General features: G+C 54.7%; 13 protein-coding genes, 3 tRNA genes and 3 rRNA genes. 8 read left to right on the forward strand and 11 right to left on the reverse strand.

Annotated features, from left to right (window positions below; genetic code table 11):
• Positions 1-86: 86 nt before the first annotated feature.
• On the forward strand, positions 87-992 hold the full coding sequence (gene yafC / locus AB1E37_RS20580) for a DNA-binding transcriptional regulator YafC (RefSeq protein WP_002889616.1): 906 nt from the start codon (positions 87-89) through the stop codon (positions 990-992).
• A 45-nt stretch (positions 993-1,037) separates the two neighbouring features.
• Here yafC and dkgB read toward each other — a convergent pair whose 3' ends face one another.
• The 8 genes from dkgB to gmhB form a co-directional block, all read right to left on the reverse strand.
• Complete coding sequence (dkgB, locus tag AB1E37_RS20585) at positions 1,038-1,841, reverse strand: 2,5-didehydrogluconate reductase DkgB (RefSeq protein ID WP_002889598.1); 804 nt, start codon at positions 1,839-1,841, stop codon at positions 1,038-1,040.
• A 164-nt stretch (positions 1,842-2,005) separates the two neighbouring features.
• Positions 2,006-2,082: transfer RNA gene (locus tag AB1E37_RS20590), tRNA-Asp, on the reverse strand.
• 57 nt (positions 2,083-2,139) lie between these two features.
• Positions 2,140-2,255: ribosomal RNA gene (rrf, locus tag AB1E37_RS20595) — 5S ribosomal RNA — on the reverse strand.
• Between the two features lie 196 nt (positions 2,256-2,451).
• Positions 2,452-5,352: ribosomal RNA gene (locus AB1E37_RS20600) — 23S ribosomal RNA — on the reverse strand.
• Positions 5,353-5,521: 169 nt separating this feature from the next.
• Positions 5,522-5,597, reverse strand: a tRNA-Ala gene (locus AB1E37_RS20605).
• Positions 5,598-5,703: 106 nt separating this feature from the next.
• Positions 5,704-5,780 (reverse strand) — tRNA-Ile (locus AB1E37_RS20610).
• Positions 5,781-5,851: 71 nt separating this feature from the next.
• Positions 5,852-7,394, reverse strand: a 16S ribosomal RNA gene (locus tag AB1E37_RS20615).
• The 16S, 23S and 5S rRNA genes sit together here with 3 tRNA genes alongside, the layout of an rRNA operon.
• A 368-nt stretch (positions 7,395-7,762) precedes the next feature.
• A complete protein-coding gene (gene gmhB, locus AB1E37_RS20620) occupies positions 7,763-8,329 on the reverse strand; it encodes a D-glycero-beta-D-manno-heptose 1,7-bisphosphate 7-phosphatase (RefSeq protein WP_002889452.1) in 567 nt (188 codons plus the stop codon).
• A 188-nt stretch (positions 8,330-8,517) separates the two neighbouring features.
• Between gmhB and metN the strand changes: the two genes are divergently transcribed.
• The 7 genes from metN (at position 8,518) to AB1E37_RS20655 (ending at position 15,003) form a co-directional block, all read left to right on the forward strand.
• Positions 8,518-9,549, forward strand: a complete 1,032-nt coding sequence (gene metN / locus AB1E37_RS20625; RefSeq protein ID WP_002889450.1) for a methionine ABC transporter ATP-binding protein MetN — start codon at positions 8,518-8,520, stop codon at positions 9,547-9,549.
• The gene (locus tag AB1E37_RS20630; protein ID WP_002889448.1) at positions 9,542-10,195 is read left to right on the forward strand and encodes a methionine ABC transporter permease MetI; all 654 of its coding nucleotides are present in this window, start codon (positions 9,542-9,544) and stop codon (positions 10,193-10,195) included. The genes metN and AB1E37_RS20630 overlap by 8 nt, the downstream gene beginning before the upstream one ends.
• Before the next feature lie 43 nt (positions 10,196-10,238).
• Positions 10,239-11,054, forward strand: coding sequence for a methionine ABC transporter substrate-binding lipoprotein MetQ (metQ, locus tag AB1E37_RS20635; protein ID WP_002889445.1), 816 nt, complete (start codon positions 10,239-10,241; stop codon positions 11,052-11,054).
• A gap of 107 nt (positions 11,055-11,161) precedes the next feature.
• Entirely contained in the window at positions 11,162-11,569 is a 408-nt protein-coding gene (gene rcsF, locus AB1E37_RS20640; RefSeq protein ID WP_002889443.1) for an Rcs stress response system protein RcsF, read from the forward strand.
• Positions 11,566-12,273, forward strand: coding sequence for a tRNA (N6-threonylcarbamoyladenosine(37)-N6)-methyltransferase TrmO (tsaA, locus tag AB1E37_RS20645; protein ID WP_004222760.1), 708 nt, complete (start codon positions 11,566-11,568; stop codon positions 12,271-12,273). The genes rcsF and tsaA overlap by 4 nt, the downstream gene beginning before the upstream one ends.
• 112 nt (positions 12,274-12,385) lie before the next feature.
• Complete coding sequence (gene proS, locus AB1E37_RS20650; protein WP_004151928.1) at positions 12,386-14,104, forward strand: proline--tRNA ligase; 1,719 nt, start codon at positions 12,386-12,388, stop codon at positions 14,102-14,104.
• A gap of 56 nt (positions 14,105-14,160) precedes the next feature.
• On the forward strand, positions 14,161-15,003 hold the full coding sequence (locus AB1E37_RS20655; protein ID WP_004212714.1) for a YaeF family permuted papain-like enzyme: 843 nt from the start codon (positions 14,161-14,163) through the stop codon (positions 15,001-15,003).
• A 131-nt stretch (positions 15,004-15,134) separates the two neighbouring features.
• On the opposite strand, the gene nlpE is transcribed toward AB1E37_RS20655, so the two are convergent.
• The 3 genes from nlpE to AB1E37_RS20670 are packed head-to-tail and all read right to left on the reverse strand — an operon-like array spanning position 15,135 to position 16,831.
• Entirely contained in the window at positions 15,135-15,833 is a 699-nt protein-coding gene (gene nlpE / locus AB1E37_RS20660) for an envelope stress response activation lipoprotein NlpE (RefSeq protein WP_002889435.1), read from the reverse strand.
• Positions 15,834-15,875: 42 nt separating this feature from the next.
• Positions 15,876-16,289, reverse strand: a complete 414-nt coding sequence (gene arfB / locus AB1E37_RS20665) for an alternative ribosome rescue aminoacyl-tRNA hydrolase ArfB (RefSeq protein WP_002889433.1) — start codon at positions 16,287-16,289, stop codon at positions 15,876-15,878.
• Positions 16,286-16,831 carry a YaeQ family protein gene (locus AB1E37_RS20670; RefSeq protein WP_002889431.1) on the reverse strand — a complete coding sequence of 182 codons (546 nt, stop codon included), beginning with the start codon at positions 16,829-16,831 and terminating at the stop codon, positions 16,286-16,288. The genes arfB and AB1E37_RS20670 overlap by 4 nt, the downstream gene beginning before the upstream one ends.
• Between the last annotated feature and the right edge of the window lie 112 nt (positions 16,832-16,943).

The following is a 16,943-nucleotide window of genomic DNA, read 5'->3' on the forward strand; positions in this document are numbered from 1 at the left end:
AGGATTAAGATGACACGTAGTATGAAGGGTTGTATAAATAACAAAAACTATCAAAGTATCAATAGAATTTTGCTATAGGTGCAATAATGAGAGCCACATCAGAGGAGATCGCCATCTTTGTGGCGGTGGTGGAAAGCGGGAGTTTCAGCCGGGCGGCCGAGCAGCTCGGACAGGCCAACTCCGCCGTCAGCCGGGCGGTCAAAAAGCTGGAATCAAAGCTAGGCGTAAGCCTGCTCAATCGGACCACCCGCCAGCTCAGCCTGACAGAAGAAGGCGAGCGCTACTTTCGCCGGATGCAGGTGGTCTTGCAGGAAATGGCGGCGGCAGAGAACGATCTGCTGGAGACGCGCACGACGCCGCGGGGCCTGCTGCGGGTAGATGCCGCGACGCCGGTGATGCTGCATTTTCTCATGCCGCTGGTGAAGCCATTTCGCGAGCGCTACCCGGAAATGACGCTGTCGCTCGTCTCGTCTGAGACGTTTATCAATCTGATTGAACGGAAAGTGGATGTGGCCATTCGGGCCGGGACCTTAACGGATTCCAGCCTGCGCGCCCGACCGCTGTTTACCAGCTATCGTAAGATCGTCGCCTCGCCCGACTATGTCGCGCGCTACGGTATGCCGCAGCATCCATCCGATCTGAAACAGCATCACTGCCTCGGCTTCACCGAGCCGGTATCGCTGAATACCTGGCCGGTCTCCTGTTGCGATGGCCAGCTGTTAGAGATCGAAGCGGCGGTGTCATCCAATAGCGGCGAAACGCTCAAGCAGCTGTGCCTGACCGGCAACGGTATTGCCTGCCTGTCGGATTACATGGTGGATAAAGAGATTGCCAGCGGAGAGTTTGTCGAGCTACTGGCGGATAAGCGCTTACCGGTGGAAATGCCTTTCAGTGCCGTCTATTACAGCGACCGGGCGGTCAGCACTCGCATCAGGGCATTTATTGATTTTCTGAGCGACCACGTAAAACAGCTCCCGAAGGAGCTGTCGTAATACCTTCTCGGGCGGCAGGGCGAACGGCATACCGGCAGCGAGTGATTAATCCCACTGCGGCGCCAGACCTTCCGGGCTCACCAGCCGATCGTTGCAATCCAGCGCAGCGATCGCCTGTCGATCTTCATCATCCAACTGCAGATCCAGCGCCTTCAGGTTGCTGGCCAGGTTATCACGCTTCGTCGAGGACGGGATCACCGCGTACCCCTCGCCCATCGCCCATGCCAGGATAACCTGCGCCGGAGTCGCATTATGTTTCGCCGCGATACGGGCAATCACTTCATCTTTCAGCGCCTTACCATAAGCCAGCGTCATGTAAGAGGTGATGTGGATGCCGTGCTCACGTGCCCAGTCGACGACTTTACGGTTTTGCAGATACGGCGAGAGTTCAATCTGGTTGGTCGCAATGTTTTCAGCGCCAACGGCGGCAATCGCGCGCTCCATCAGTGGAATAGTGAAGTTGGAGATACCAATCTGACGGGTCAGACCCAGCTTCTTCGCTTCCATCAGGGCTGCCATAAACTCTTCAACGGCAACCGCATCGTTCGGTGCCGGCCAGTGGATGAGCGTCAGGTCAACATAGTCCGTGCGCAGCTTCTGCAGACTTTCTTGCAGGCTGGCGATGAGTTTGTCTTTGCTCAGGTTCTCGATCCAGATTTTGGTAGTGATGAACAGCTCATCACGCGGCACGCCGCTTTCGGCGATAGCCTGACCCACCGCGGCTTCGTTGTCATAGATTTGCGCGGTGTCGATAGCACGATAGCCCAGCTCCAGCGCGGTTTTTACGGATGCGATAACAACATCATCTTTCAGACGGAAGGTGCCAAGACCAAATGCAGGGATTGCCATGATTTTCCTCGTTATTTCTTCATTTCGGTTAACGGATGAAATTATGGCTGATGGTGTGGAGGGGAAAAAGAGCGATTAATGCAGAGGATTTTTGCTGAATTAGCAATAATAGAGAACAGATCAAACAAAAAAGCCCTGAGCAAATGCTCAGGGCTCTTAATAAGTGGCGGAACGGACGGGACTCGAACCCGCGACCCCCTGCGTGACAGGCAGGTATTCTAACCGACTGAACTACCGCTCCACCGAATTTCTTCGCTTTATTACCACCGGTTGTCACCCCGGCTTACTGCAATTTGATGCCTGGCAGTTCCCTACTCTCACATGGGGAGACCCCACACTACCATCGGCGCTACGGCGTTTCACTTCTGAGTTCGGCATGGGGTCAGGTGGGACCACCGCGCTAGTGCCGCCAGGCAAATTCTTTGTGCTCAGTACGCAATTCTTTATCGCATCAGCTGCGTTGCCTGCGCTCGTAAAGTCAGTCACATACTTATGTATGCTCCTTCCTTTCCGTCGCTTGTCGCCTTGCTGCTGCGCAAATTATTGCGTACTCAACTCTGAATCTAAGCTGAAAATCTTCTCAAATCCGCCAAAACATCTTCGGCGTTGTAAGGTTAAGCCTCACGGTTCATTAGTACCGGTTAGCTCAACGCATCGCTGCGCTTACACACCCGGCCTATCAACGTCATCGTCTTTAACGTTCCTTCAGGAGACTTAAAGTCTCAGGGAGAACTCATCTCGGGGCAAGTTTCGTGCTTAGATGCTTTCAGCACTTATCTCTTCCGCATTTAGCTACCGGGCAGTGCCATTGGCATGACAACCCGAACACCAGTGATGCGTCCACTCCGGTCCTCTCGTACTAGGAGCAGCCCCCCTCAATTCTCCAGCGCCCACGGCAGATAGGGACCGAACTGTCTCACGACGTTCTAAACCCAGCTCGCGTACCACTTTAAATGGCGAACAGCCATACCCTTGGGACCTACTTCAGCCCCAGGATGTGATGAGCCGACATCGAGGTGCCAAACACCGCCGTCGATATGAACTCTTGGGCGGTATCAGCCTGTTATCCCCGGAGTACCTTTTATCCGTTGAGCGATGGCCCTTCCATTCAGAACCACCGGATCACTATGACCTGCTTTCGCACCTGCTCGCGCCGTCACGCTCGCAGTCAAGCTAGCTTATGCCATTGCACTAACCTCCTGATGTCCGACCAGGATTAGCTAACCTTCGTGCTCCTCCGTTACGCTTTGGGAGGAGACCGCCCCAGTCAAACTACCCACCAGACACTGTCCGCAACCCCGGTAAGGGGCCAACGTTAGAACATCAAACATTAAAGGGTGGTATTTCAAGGTTGGCTCCACGCAGACTGGCGTCCACGCTTCAAAGCCTCCCACCTATCCTACACATCAAGGCTCAATGTTCAGTGTCAAGCTATAGTAAAGGTTCACGGGGTCTTTCCGTCTTGCCGCGGGTACACTGCATCTTCACAGCGAGTTCAATTTCACTGAGTCTCGGGTGGAGACAGCCTGGCCATCATTACGCCATTCGTGCAGGTCGGAACTTACCCGACAAGGAATTTCGCTACCTTAGGACCGTTATAGTTACGGCCGCCGTTTACCGGGGCTTCGATCAAGAGCTTCTCCTTACGGATAACCCCATCAATTAACCTTCCGGCACCGGGCAGGCGTCACACCGTATACGTCCACTTTCGTGTTTGCACAGTGCTGTGTTTTTAATAAACAGTTGCAGCCAGCTGGTATCTTCGACTGGTCTCAGCTCCATCCGCAGGGACTTCACCTACACACCAGCGTGCCTTCTCCCGAAGTTACGGCACCATTTTGCCTAGTTCCTTCACCCGAGTTCTCTCAAGCGCCTTGGTATTCTCTACCTGACCACCTGTGTCGGTTTGGGGTACGATTTAATGTTACCTGATGCTTAGAGGCTTTTCCTGGAAGCAGGGCATTTGTTACTTCAGCACCGTAGTGCCTCGTCATCACACCTCAGCCTTGATTATCCGGATTTGCCTGGACAACCAGCCTACATGCTTAAACCGGGACAACCGTCGCCCGGCTAACATAGCCTTCTCCGTCCCCCCTTCGCAGTAACACCAAGTACAGGAATATTAACCTGTTTCCCATCGACTACGCCTTTCGGCCTCGCCTTAGGGGTCGACTCACCCTGCCCCGATTAACGTTGGACAGGAACCCTTGGTCTTCCGGCGAGCGGGCTTTTCACCCGCTTTATCGTTACTTATGTCAGCATTCGCACTTCTGATACCTCCAGCAACCCTCACAGGTCACCTTCGCGGCTTACAGAACGCTCCCCTACCCAACAACACATAGTGTCGCTGCCGCAGCTTCGGTGCATGGTTTAGCCCCGTTACATCTTCCGCGCAGGCCGACTCGACCAGTGAGCTATTACGCTTTCTTTAAATGATGGCTGCTTCTAAGCCAACATCCTGGCTGTCTGTGCCTTCCCACATCGTTTCCCACTTAACCATGACTTTGGGACCTTAGCTGGCGGTCTGGGTTGTTTCCCTCTTCACGACGGACGTTAGCACCCGCCGTGTGTCTCCCGTGATAACATTCTTCGGTATTCGTAGTTTGCATCGGGTTGGTAAGTCGGGATGACCCCCTAGCCGAAACAGTGCTCTACCCCCGAAGATGAATTCACGAGGCGCTACCTAAATAGCTTTCGGGGAGAACCAGCTATCTCCCGGTTTGATTGGCCTTTCACCCCCAGCCACAAGTCATCCGCTAATTTTTCAACATTAGTCGGTTCGGTCCTCCAGTTAGTGTTACCCAACCTTCAACCTGCCCATGGCTAGATCACCGGGTTTCGGGTCTATACCCTGCAACTTAACGCCCAGTTAAGACTCGGTTTCCCTGCGGCTCCCCTATACGGTTAACCTTGCTACAGAATATAAGTCGCTGACCCATTATACAAAAGGTACGCAGTCACACCCGAAGGTGCTCCCACTGCTTGTACGTACACGGTTTCAGGTTCTTTTTCACTCCCCTCGCCGGGGTTCTTTTCGCCTTTCCCTCACGGTACTGGTTCACTATCGGTCAGTCAGGAGTATTTAGCCTTGGAGGATGGTCCCCCCATATTCAGACAGGATACCACGTGTCCCGCCCTACTCTTCGAGTTCACAACCTGTGCATTTTGGTGTACGGGACTATCACCCTGTACCGTCGGACTTTCCAGACCGTTCCACTAACACACAAGCTGATTCAGACTCTGGGCTGCTCCCCGTTCGCTCGCCGCTACTGGGGGAATCTCGGTTGATTTCTTTTCCTCGGGGTACTTAGATGTTTCAGTTCCCCCGGTTCGCCTCGTTAACCTATGTATTCAGTTAACGATAGTGCAACGAATTGCACTGGGTTTCCCCATTCGGACATCGCCGGTTATAACGGTTCATATCACCTTACCGACGCTTTTCGCAGATTAGCACGTCCTTCATCGCCTCTGACTGCCAGGGCATCCACCGTGTACGCTTAGTCGCTTAACCTCACAACCCGAAGATGTTTCACTTCTGATTGCGAAAATTTGAGAGACTCGAACACACATTAACTGTGTGTCGTTTCAATTTTCAGCTTGATCCAGATTTTTAAAGAGCAAAACTTCGCAGTGCACCTTTTCAGGTTCACTCTGAAGTTTTCTTGTGTTCGCAGTAAAGATGGTGGAGCTATGCGGGATCGAACCGCAGACCTCCTGCGTGCAAAGCAGGCGCTCTCCCAGCTGAGCTATAGCCCCATCGAATGAATCTCTTTTAACCTTAATTCGTTTTCGGGCGCGGCGTGGTGAAGCGAAGCATACTGAAGTATGCGAGCTTTGCCACAACAAAGCACGAGAGCGAATTTGGTAGGCCTGAGTGGACTTGAACCACCGACCTCACCCTTATCAGGGGTGCGCTCTAACCACCTGAGCTACAAGCCTGCAGAGATTACTTACTGCTCTATTTTCATCAGACAATCTGTGTGAGCACTACAAAGGCAGGTTCTTTAAGGTAAGGAGGTGATCCAACCGCAGGTTCCCCTACGGTTACCTTGTTACGACTTCACCCCAGTCATGAATCACAAAGTGGTAAGCGCCCTCCCGAAGGTTAAGCTACCTACTTCTTTTGCAACCCACTCCCATGGTGTGACGGGCGGTGTGTACAAGGCCCGGGAACGTATTCACCGTAGCATTCTGATCTACGATTACTAGCGATTCCGACTTCATGGAGTCGAGTTGCAGACTCCAATCCGGACTACGACATACTTTATGAGGTCCGCTTGCTCTCGCGAGGTCGCTCGCTTCTCTTTTATATGCCATTGTAGCACGTGTGTAGCCCTGGTCGTAAGGGCCATGATGACTTGACGTCATCCCCACCTTCCTCCAGTTTATCACTGGCAGTCTCCTTTGAGTTCCCGGCCGGACCGCTGGCAACAAAGGATAAGGGTTGCGCTCGTTGCGGGACTTAACCCAACATTTCACAACACGAGCTGACGACAGCCATGCAGCACCTGTCTCACAGTTCCCGAAGGCACCAATCCATCTCTGGAAAGTTCTGTGGATGTCAAGACCAGGTAAGGTTCTTCGCGTTGCATCGAATTAAACCACATGCTCCACCGCTTGTGCGGGCCCCCGTCAATTCATTTGAGTTTTAACCTTGCGGCCGTACTCCCCAGGCGGTCGATTTAACGCGTTAGCTCCGGAAGCCACGCCTCAAGGGCACAACCTCCAAATCGACATCGTTTACGGCGTGGACTACCAGGGTATCTAATCCTGTTTGCTCCCCACGCTTTCGCACCTGAGCGTCAGTCTTTGTCCAGGGGGCCGCCTTCGCCACCGGTATTCCTCCAGATCTCTACGCATTTCACCGCTACACCTGGAATTCTACCCCCCTCTACAAGACTCTAGCCTGCCAGTTTCGAATGCAGTTCCCAGGTTGAGCCCGGGGATTTCACATCCGACTTGACAGACCGCCTGCGTGCGCTTTACGCCCAGTAATTCCGATTAACGCTTGCACCCTCCGTATTACCGCGGCTGCTGGCACGGAGTTAGCCGGTGCTTCTTCTGCGGGTAACGTCAATCGACAAGGTTATTAACCTTATCGCCTTCCTCCCCGCTGAAAGTGCTTTACAACCCGAAGGCCTTCTTCACACACGCGGCATGGCTGCATCAGGCTTGCGCCCATTGTGCAATATTCCCCACTGCTGCCTCCCGTAGGAGTCTGGACCGTGTCTCAGTTCCAGTGTGGCTGGTCATCCTCTCAGACCAGCTAGGGATCGTCGCCTAGGTGAGCCGTTACCCCACCTACTAGCTAATCCCATCTGGGCACATCTGATGGCATGAGGCCCGAAGGTCCCCCACTTTGGTCTTGCGACATTATGCGGTATTAGCTACCGTTTCCAGTAGTTATCCCCCTCCATCAGGCAGTTTCCCAGACATTACTCACCCGTCCGCCGCTCGTCACCCGAGAGCAAGCTCTCTGTGCTACCGCTCGACTTGCATGTGTTAGGCCTGCCGCCAGCGTTCAATCTGAGCCATGATCAAACTCTTCAATTTAAGTTTGATGCTCAAAGAATTAAACTTCGTAATGAATTACGTGTTCACTCTTGAGACTTGGTATTCATTTTTCGTCCGAGGACGTTAAGAATCCATGTCACTTTGAGTGCCCACACAGATTGTCTGATAAATTGTTAAAGAGCAGTTGCGACGCGCTTTAGCGCTCTGTCGCGAGGTGGCGTATATTACGCTTTCCTCTTTCAGAGTCAACCCGTTTTTCAGGATTTTTCTCTGCAACCGAACTGGCTGTTTGTGTGAAGTGATTCACATCCGCCGTGTCGATGGAGGCGCATTATAGGGAGCTCTCCGGGAATGACAAGCGGAAAAATACAATTTTATTTCAACCGCTCATCTTTTAAACGCAACGCTTATTTTTGCTGCTTTTTAATCGCCGCCGGCAGCTCTGCCAGGCTATTTAGCACCCAATCCGCCGCTTTTTCCGCTTCTTCAGTCAGGGGCTTACCGGTGCGCACCAGTACTTTAGTCCCGACATCCGCAGCCGCTGCCGCCTGCATATCTTCCAGTTTGTCCCCTACCATATAAGAAGCAGCCATATCGATATGCAGATAGTCGCGGGCGGAAATCAGCATCCCCGGATGCGGTTTACGACAATCACAGGTCTGGCGGTACTCCTCAACCGCACCCTGCGGGTGATGCGGGCAATAGTAGATACCGTCGAGGTCGACGCCGCGGTCTGCCAGAGACCAGTCCATCCATTCGGTCAGCGTTTCAAACTGGGCTTCGGTAAATTTACCGCGGGCAATACCGGACTGGTTAGTGACCAGCACCAGCGCGTAGCCCATCTCTTTTAGTTCGCGCATCGCGTCAATGACGCCATCGATAAATTCAAAATTGTCGATTTCGTGGACGTAGCCATGATCGACATTAATAGTGCCGTCACGGTCGAGAAAAATTGCGGGTACTGACTTTGCCACCGGTTTGCTCCTGAAAAAGACTAGTGCCGCTAGTATCGCATGTTTCCGCATGCAAGAAAGTGCTCATTATAAAGAGTCAGATTGATTTAGACGTCTGGATGCCTTAACATCCATTTCATTGCCAGGCATCGCCTGGATACGGCAGAAGAAAATGCCACGGCAAACGGCTAAACGATAATAAATAACTGATGATTAAACTTTCCAATATCACCAAAGTATTCCAGCAGGGGAATCGCAGCATTCAGGCGCTGAATAACGTCAGCCTGCATGTCCCTGCCGGACAGATTTACGGCGTCATCGGTGCCTCCGGCGCCGGTAAAAGTACGCTGATTCGCTGCGTGAACCTGCTGGAGCGCCCGACCGAGGGCAGCGTACAGGTTGACGGTCAGGAACTGACTGCCCTGTCGGAGAAAGAGCTAACCCGCGCTCGCCGTCAAATTGGCATGATTTTCCAGCATTTTAACCTGTTGGCCTCGCGGACCGTTTTCGGCAACGTGGCATTACCCCTGGAGCTGGATAACACGCCGCAGGCTGAAATCAAACGCCGTGTCACGGAGCTGCTGGATCTTGTCGGTCTGGGTGATAAGCACGACAGCTACCCGGCCAACCTCTCCGGCGGCCAGAAACAGCGCGTGGCGATTGCCCGCGCGCTGGCCAGCAATCCTAAAGTATTGCTGTGCGATGAAGCCACCAGCGCCCTGGATCCGGCCACTACCCGTTCCATTCTCGAACTGCTGAAAGACATTAACCGTCGCCTGGGACTGACCATCCTGTTGATCACCCATGAAATGGACGTGGTTAAACGTATCTGCGACTGCGTGGCGGTCATTAGTAATGGTCAACTGATCGAGCAGGACACCGTGAGCGAAGTCTTCTCCCATCCGAAGACGCCGCTGGCTCAGCAGTTTATTCAGTCCACTCTGCACCTCGATATTCCGGATGACTATCAGGCGCGCCTGAAACCTACCGCCACAGCGGATAGCGTACCGATGCTGCGCATGGAATTTACCGGCCACTCCGTCGATGCGCCGCTGCTCTCTGAAACCGCGCGTCGCTTCAACGTGAATAACAACATTATCAGCGCGCAGATGGATTATGCCGGCGGGGTGAAGTTCGGCATCATGCTCACCGAAATGCACGGTACACAGGAAGACACTCAGGCGGCCATCGCCTGGCTGCAGGAACATCATGTAAAAGTAGAGGTATTGGGTTATGTCTGAGGCAATGATGTGGCTGCTGTTGCGCGGCGTATGGGAAACGCTGGCAATGACTTTTGTCTCTGGCTTCTTCGGTTTTGTCCTCGGCCTGCCGGTGGGCGTGCTGCTGTACGTTACCCGTCCGGGGCAAATCGTCGCCAATGCCAAACTGTACCGTACGCTGTCGGCGCTGGTGAATATTTTCCGCTCCATCCCGTTCATTATCCTGCTGGTCTGGATGATTCCGTTTACCCGCGTGATCGTCGGTACCTCTATCGGCCTGCAGGCAGCGATTGTGCCATTAACAGTTGGCGCCGCGCCGTTTATCGCCCGCATGGTGGAGAACGCCCTGCTGGAAATCCCCACCGGCCTTATTGAAGCCTCCCGCGCGATGGGCGCCACGCCGCTGCAGATCGTGCGCAAAGTCCTGCTACCTGAAGCATTGCCGGGTCTGGTCAACGCCGCCACCATCACGCTCATCACGCTGGTGGGTTATTCCGCAATGGGCGGCGCGGTGGGCGCCGGTGGCCTGGGTCAGATTGGTTATCAGTATGGCTATATTGGATATAACGCCACCGTGATGAATACCGTACTGGTATTGCTGGTTGTTCTGGTTTATTTAATTCAATTCTCTGGCGATCGCATCGTCCGGGCTGTGACTCACAAATAACGTTATTGGCAGACAACACTCATTCTTACAGGAAGGAAATAACATGGCCTTTAATTTCAAAACTTTTGCGGCAGTCGGCGCGTTAATCGGTTCTCTGGCGCTGGTGGGTTGCGGTCAGGATGAAAAAGATCCGAATCATATTAAAGTCGGCGTTATCGTCGGGGCGGAACAGCAGGTCGCTGAAGTTGCGCAGAAAGTAGCAAAAGAGAAGTATGGCCTTGACGTAGAACTGGTGACCTTCAACGATTACGTTCTGCCGAACGAAGCGCTGAGCAAAGGCGATATCGACGTGAACGCCTTCCAGCATAAACCGTATCTCGATCAGCAGATTAAAGACCGCGGCTATAAGCTGGTGGCTGTCGGTAATACCTTCGTCTACCCGATCGCGGGTTATTCGAAGAAAATCAAATCGCTGGACGAACTGCAGCCGGGCTCCCAGATCGCCGTCCCTAACGATCCGACTAACCTCGGTCGTTCCCTGCTGCTGCTGCAGCAGGTGGGCCTGATCAAACTGAAGGATGGCGTAGGCCTGCTGCCGACCTCGCTGGACATCGTCGAGAACCCGAAAAACCTGAAGATTGTTGAACTGGAGGCGCCGCAGCTGCCGCGTTCCCTGGACGATGCGCAGATTGCGCTGGCCGTTATCAACACCACTTACGCCAGCCAGATTGGCCTGACCCCGGCGAAAGACGGCATCTTTGTTGAAGGTAAAGAGTCTCCTTACGTGAACCTGATTGTGGCGCGTGAAGACAATAAAGATGCTGAGAATGTGAAAAAATTCGTTCAGGCTTACCAGAGCGATGAAGTTTACGAAGCAGCGAACAAGATCTTTAACGGCGGTGCCGTGAAAGGCTGGTAATCTTTTCTCACCGTAATATCATTCAGGACGGGCTTCACGCCCGTCTTGTCATTTATGCAAGCACCTGATTCAATAACGCCCTGTTTTTTATTCATTGAGGAAATACTATGCGTGCTTTACCGATCTGTTTGTTAGCACTCATGTTAAGCGGTTGTTCCATGCTAAGCAGATCTCCCGTTGAGCCTGCTCAAAGCACTGCAACCCCGCCGGTTAAATCTGAGCCGAGCAAACCGCGCGCCACCCGCCCGGCCCCAGTACGTATTTACACCGATGCGTCAGAGCTGGTTGGTAAACCGTTCCGCGATCTGGGTGAAGTATCTGGCGAGTCCTGCCAGGCTTCGAATCAGGATTCTCCGCCGAATATCCCCACCGCGCGCAAGCGCCTGCAAATTAATGCCGCGCGTATGAAAGCTAATGCCGTCCTGCTTCACCGCTGCGAAGTGACCAGCGGTACGCCAGGCTGCTACCGTCAGGCCGTTTGCCTGGGTTCAGCGCTTAACGTCTCGGCGCAATGAGCGCATTTCAGTTCGCGCAAATAGGCGTCATCCGTTCGCCGTATAAAGAGAAGTTTGCCGTTCCTCGCCAGCCAGGCCTGGTGAAACACGGCGGCGGAGAACTCCATCTGGTCGCGCCCTATAACCAGGCCGACGCCGTGCGTGGCCTGCAGAGTTTCAGCCATCTGTGGATCCTGTTTGTGTTTCATCAGACAATGGAAGGCGGTTGGCGTCCGACGGTGCGACCTCCCCGACTGGGCGGCAATGCGCGGATGGGCGTCTTCGCCACCCGTTCAACGTTTCGCCCTAATCCCATCGGCATGTCGCTCGTTGAGCTCAAGGGCATTCGCTGTCAGAAAGATCAGGTAATACTGGAACTCGGCAGCCTCGATCTCGTCGACGGGACGCCGGTGGTTGATATCAAACCGTATCTTCCTTTCGCCGAAGCCCTGCCGGACGCCAGCGCCAGCTATGCACAGCAGGCGCCGCTGGCGGGTATGAACGTCAGCTTTACGCCGGAAATAGACGCACAGTTACTCACGCTGGAAAAACGCTACCCGCATATCAAAGCGTTTATCCGCGAGGTGCTGGCGCAGGATCCGCGTCCGGCCTACCGAAAAGAGGAACAAGCGGGAAAAACGTATGCCGTCTGGCTGCTGGATTTCAACGTCCGCTGGCGGGTGACTGCCTCCGGTTTTGAAGTCTTTGCCCTCGAAGCGCGCTAATTTTATTTTCCTCTCTTTTGGCATCTTTGCCACGCTGGTAAACTAAACCACTTTTTTTGTTTCAGGCTGGGCAACCAGCCTGTTCCGCTCGTTTAACTGGAACCGTTACAACATGCGTACTAGCCAATATCTGCTCTCCACTCTGAAGGAGACACCTGCCGACGCCGAGGTAATCAGCCATCAGCTGATGCTGCGCGCCGGGATGATCCGCAAGCTGGCCTCCGGGTTATACACCTGGCTGCCGACCGGCGTGCGCGTCCTGAAAAAAGTCGAAAACATCGTGCGTGAAGAAATGAACAACGCCGGTGCGATCGAGGTGTTAATGCCGGTCGTTCAGCCATCTGAACTGTGGCAGGAGAGCGGGCGCTGGGAGCAGTACGGCCCGGAACTGTTGCGCATTGCCGATCGCGGCGATCGTCCGTTCGTCCTCGGCCCAACCCACGAAGAGGTCATTACCGATCTGATCCGCAACGAGCTGAACTCCTATAAACAGCTGCCGCTGAACTTCTATCAGATCCAGACCAAATTCCGCGACGAAGTACGCCCGCGTTTCGGGGTGATGCGCTCCCGTGAATTCCTGATGAAAGATGCCTACTCTTTCCATACTTCGCAGGAATCGCTGCAGGAAACCTACGACGCGATGTATGCCGCTTACAGCAAAATCTTCAGCCGTATGGGGCTGGATTTCCGCGCGGTACAGGCTGACACCGGTTCTATCGGCGGCAGCGCCTCTCATGAATTCCAGGTGCTGGCGCAGAGCGGCGAAGACGATGTGATCTTCTCCGACAGCTCCGACTACGCGGCAAACATCGAGTTTGCGGAAGCCGTTGCGCCGAAAGAGCCGCGCGCAGCCGCCACCCAGGAGATGACCCTGGTCGATACGCCGAACGCCAAAACCATCGCCGAGCTGGTGGAGCAGTTCAACCTGCCGATCGAAAAAACCGTGAAAACTCTGCTGGTGAAAGCGGTTGAAGATAGCGCTTCCCCGCTGGTTGCCCTGCTGGTGCGCGGCGATCACGAGCTGAACGAAGTGAAAGCGGAAAAACTGCCGCAGGTCGCCAGCCCGCTGACCTTCGCCACCGAAGAAGAGATCCGCGCCCTGGTGAACGCCGGTCCGGGCTCCCTGGGCCCGGTGAACATGCCGGTTCCGGTGATTATCGACCGTACTGTAGCAGTGATGAGCGATTTCGCCGCTGGCGCCAACATCGATGGCAAACACTACTTCGGCATCAACTGGGACCGCGATGTCGCGACGCCGGAAGTGGCCGACATCCGTAACGTCGTCGCCGGCGACCCGAGCCCGGACGGCAAAGGTACCCTGCTTATTAAGCGCGGTATCGAAGTGGGTCATATCTTCCAGCTGGGGACGAAGTACTCCGAGGCGATGAAAGCCGCGGTCCAGGGCGAAGATGGGCGTAACCAGATCCTGACCATGGGCTGCTATGGTATCGGGGTGACTCGCGTGGTAGCGGCGGCGATTGAGCAGAACTTTGACGATCGCGGTATCGTCTGGCCGGATGCGATTGCGCCTTTCCAGGTGGCGATCCTGCCGATGAACATGCACAAGTCTTACCGTGTGCAGGAGCTGGCGGAGAAACTGTACGCCGAGCTGAGCGCCCAGGGTATTGAAGTGCTGATGGACGATCGTAAAGAGCGTCCGGGCGTGATGTTCGCCGATATGGAGCTGATCGGTATCCCGCACACCATCGTGCTGGGCGATCGTAACCTCGACAACGATGATATCGAATACAAGTATCGTCGCAACGGTGAGAAGCAGCTGATTAAGACCGGGGATATTGTGGAATATCTGGTTAAAGCGATAAAAGGCTAACACCCACCTCAGGGCCCTGAACGGATGTCAGGGCCCTTTTTACAAGGACAGTACCAATGACTGCACATCTCCTCCGCAGCGGACTGCTGACTTTTGCCCTGCTCCTGCTTACCGCCTGTACCCTGGACGTCGGCCGCAGCTCGCCTTCCACATCTGCTGCCGATGACCATTCATCATCCTGGGCTGTTACCCTCCAGCGTCAAAGCTCGATTGCCGGCAGCGGACTGCGCGAAATCGCCGAAAGCGACCTGCGCTCCGGCGACCTGCTGTTCTCCTCCAGCCTGGGCGTCACATCGCTTGGGATCCGCGCCTTCAGCGCCTCTTCCGTAAGCCACGTCGCGCTGTATGTGGGCGAAGGTCAGGTTGCGGAAGCCACCGGCGCCGGCGTACAAGTGATTACCCTTCAGCAGGCGCTGGCGCACAGCGATAAACTCTTTGCTCTCAGGGTGCCTGACCTGACGCCGGACCAGGCGACGGCGATGAAAAGTTTTGCCTGGCAGGTCAAAGACAGCGGGTATAACTATCGCGGCATTATTCAGTTTATCCCTTATATGGTCACCAAACCGCTCTGCTCGCTCAACCCCTTCTCACGAGACTTTCGCCAGCAGTGCGTCAGTGGCCTGGCTAAAGCGCAGCTGGGCGATGCGGCAAGCGGCGACAAGAAAGCGTGGTTTTGCTCGGAGTTTGTCAGCGAGGCCTTTGTCCGAGCCGGGCATCCGCTGACGCTCGCGCAGGCGGCGTGGATCAGTCCTTCCGATCTGCTGCACATGCGGGAAGGAGACGTCGCCACGTTTAAACCCGAAACGCAGCTCCAGTATGTCGGGCATTTGAAACTGGGAGTTTATCTTCAGGCCGGTAAGCTGGTGGGGCTGAACAAACCGAAGGACGGTGCGGAGTAAAGAAACGATTGACGCTTTTCCGCCAGCCAGATCCACGCTCACTCTTGATGTGACAGGGCTAATAACAGGAGGAGGTAGGTGGTACTGCGCGGGATCATCCCCTGCCCGTTACCCGGACAGGGGCCTGACAATCAATGGCTGCAGTCTTTACCGGGAATAAATTTGCCGGCTTGATCCGTCATCAGCGTTTTCATCATCTCGCCGGTATCCGGGTTCGCTTCGAGAGTAAAGTGCCCTTCTACCACCAGCAGTACCGGGCGAGTATCGGTCCCGCGCGCGGCGGCATAATCCCGTTCAAGCTGGGCATTGTTCGCCACCGCGACGCGTTTACCGGTCGCGCAATCGGTAAAGGTTGCCGCATCGGCCATATAGAAATACATGCCGCGCATCGCCATCGGCGTCGTCGGCAGGCTGGCCTTCACTGGCTCCAGGGTATAGTTGAGAGGAGACTGAATGGGGCTTCCGTTGCGGTCGAGCATCTCCAGCTTGTCGCCTTTCGCGCGAAAGTAAGATTTCTCGCCCTTGCTGTTGGTCAGCACCAGCTTATCCGCGGTACGTGCCCAGGTGCCGTACGAGGCAAAGGATGACGGCTCACGACGGGCGCCCTGGTAGTGCTCATTCATCACCCAGGTCCCGTCTTTTTCCAGGAACAGCGAGGTGTCGATACCTTCGCAATCCGCGCAAGGCAGCACGCCTCGCCAGCTTTGCTGCATCGGCTTGAGCTCTTCCATCGCCGCTGGCTGGACCGTGTCAGTCTCGGCGCGATGGTTACAACCAAACAGCGCGAACAGCGAACAGGCCGCTATCACGGAGAATACGATTTTCTTCACTTTGCTTTCCTTATCATCCATTTCACCCGTTCGCCGACGCTTTCACTGGCGAACTTTCCCACGCAGCGCCTTGACTGAGGACTTCTGTGCCTTGGAAGCAAGGCGTCGCTCTTTCGATGCCCGAGTCGGTCGCGTCTCCCGGCGACTTTTTTGCACTGCGGTTAATTCTTTAATAAGGGCCACCAGCCGGGCGATCGCCGCTTCACGGTTCATCTCCTGGCTGCGGTATTCCTGAGCCTTAATGATAACCACACCGTCAGCAGAAATTAAGTGGTGGCTGGCGGCGAGCAGGCGCTCTTTATAAAACTCCGGCAGGCTTGAAGCTTTAATATCAAAGCGCAGATGGATCGCCGTCGACGCTTTGTTTACATGCTGCCCCCCTGCTCCCTGGGCGCGAATGCCTGACAAGACGATTTCGTCGTCGGCAAGGGCTACGCTGCGGCTAATAGTAATCATGCCGACGCTTGCCAGGCGGTAAGCTGAATTTCCAGATTATTCCGAGCGTCGGATAACCAGATACTGCCCTCCTGCAGAGTGGCCTGCAGCGTCATGGTACGGTCGGCAAAGGCGCTAAGCAGTGCCAGTTGCGCATCATCAAGATACCAGATGGTCAGCTTCGGGTACGCCGCAAGCTTGCTCTGATTCTGCTGCCACCAGATTTCAGCTGCCCGGCTATTATAGGCAAACAGCGCCACCGCCTGCGCCCGTGAGCAGGCTTTCTTAATCCGCCGCTCATCCGGCAGACCCAGTTCGATCCACAGATCGACCCCGAGATGATCGTTAAGCAGCCACAGCTCCGGCTCGTCATCCGACGACAGACCGCGGGTAAACTGTAGCCGTTCATCGGCATATTTGATCCATGCCAGCAGGCGCAGCATCATGCGCTCCTGGGTTTCTGACGGATGCTGAGCCAGCGTCAGGTTAGCATCCAGAAACTGGTTGCGATCCAGATCGGCTACATTTACCGCAGCTTTATATATTGTCGCTTTCAGCGCCATGAATAAACTCCTGAAAAGAATGGCGTACATTGTAGCGAAACTGGCGGCAAAAGGCTGTCGTCAATCGCAGCAACCTGTTTCATCCTGCTGAAATTGCTTAAATGACTATGAT

The organism is Klebsiella sp. Shm-1 (assembly GCF_040804525.1).
Classification (GTDB): Bacteria; Pseudomonadota; Gammaproteobacteria; order Enterobacterales; family Enterobacteriaceae; genus Klebsiella; species Klebsiella pneumoniae.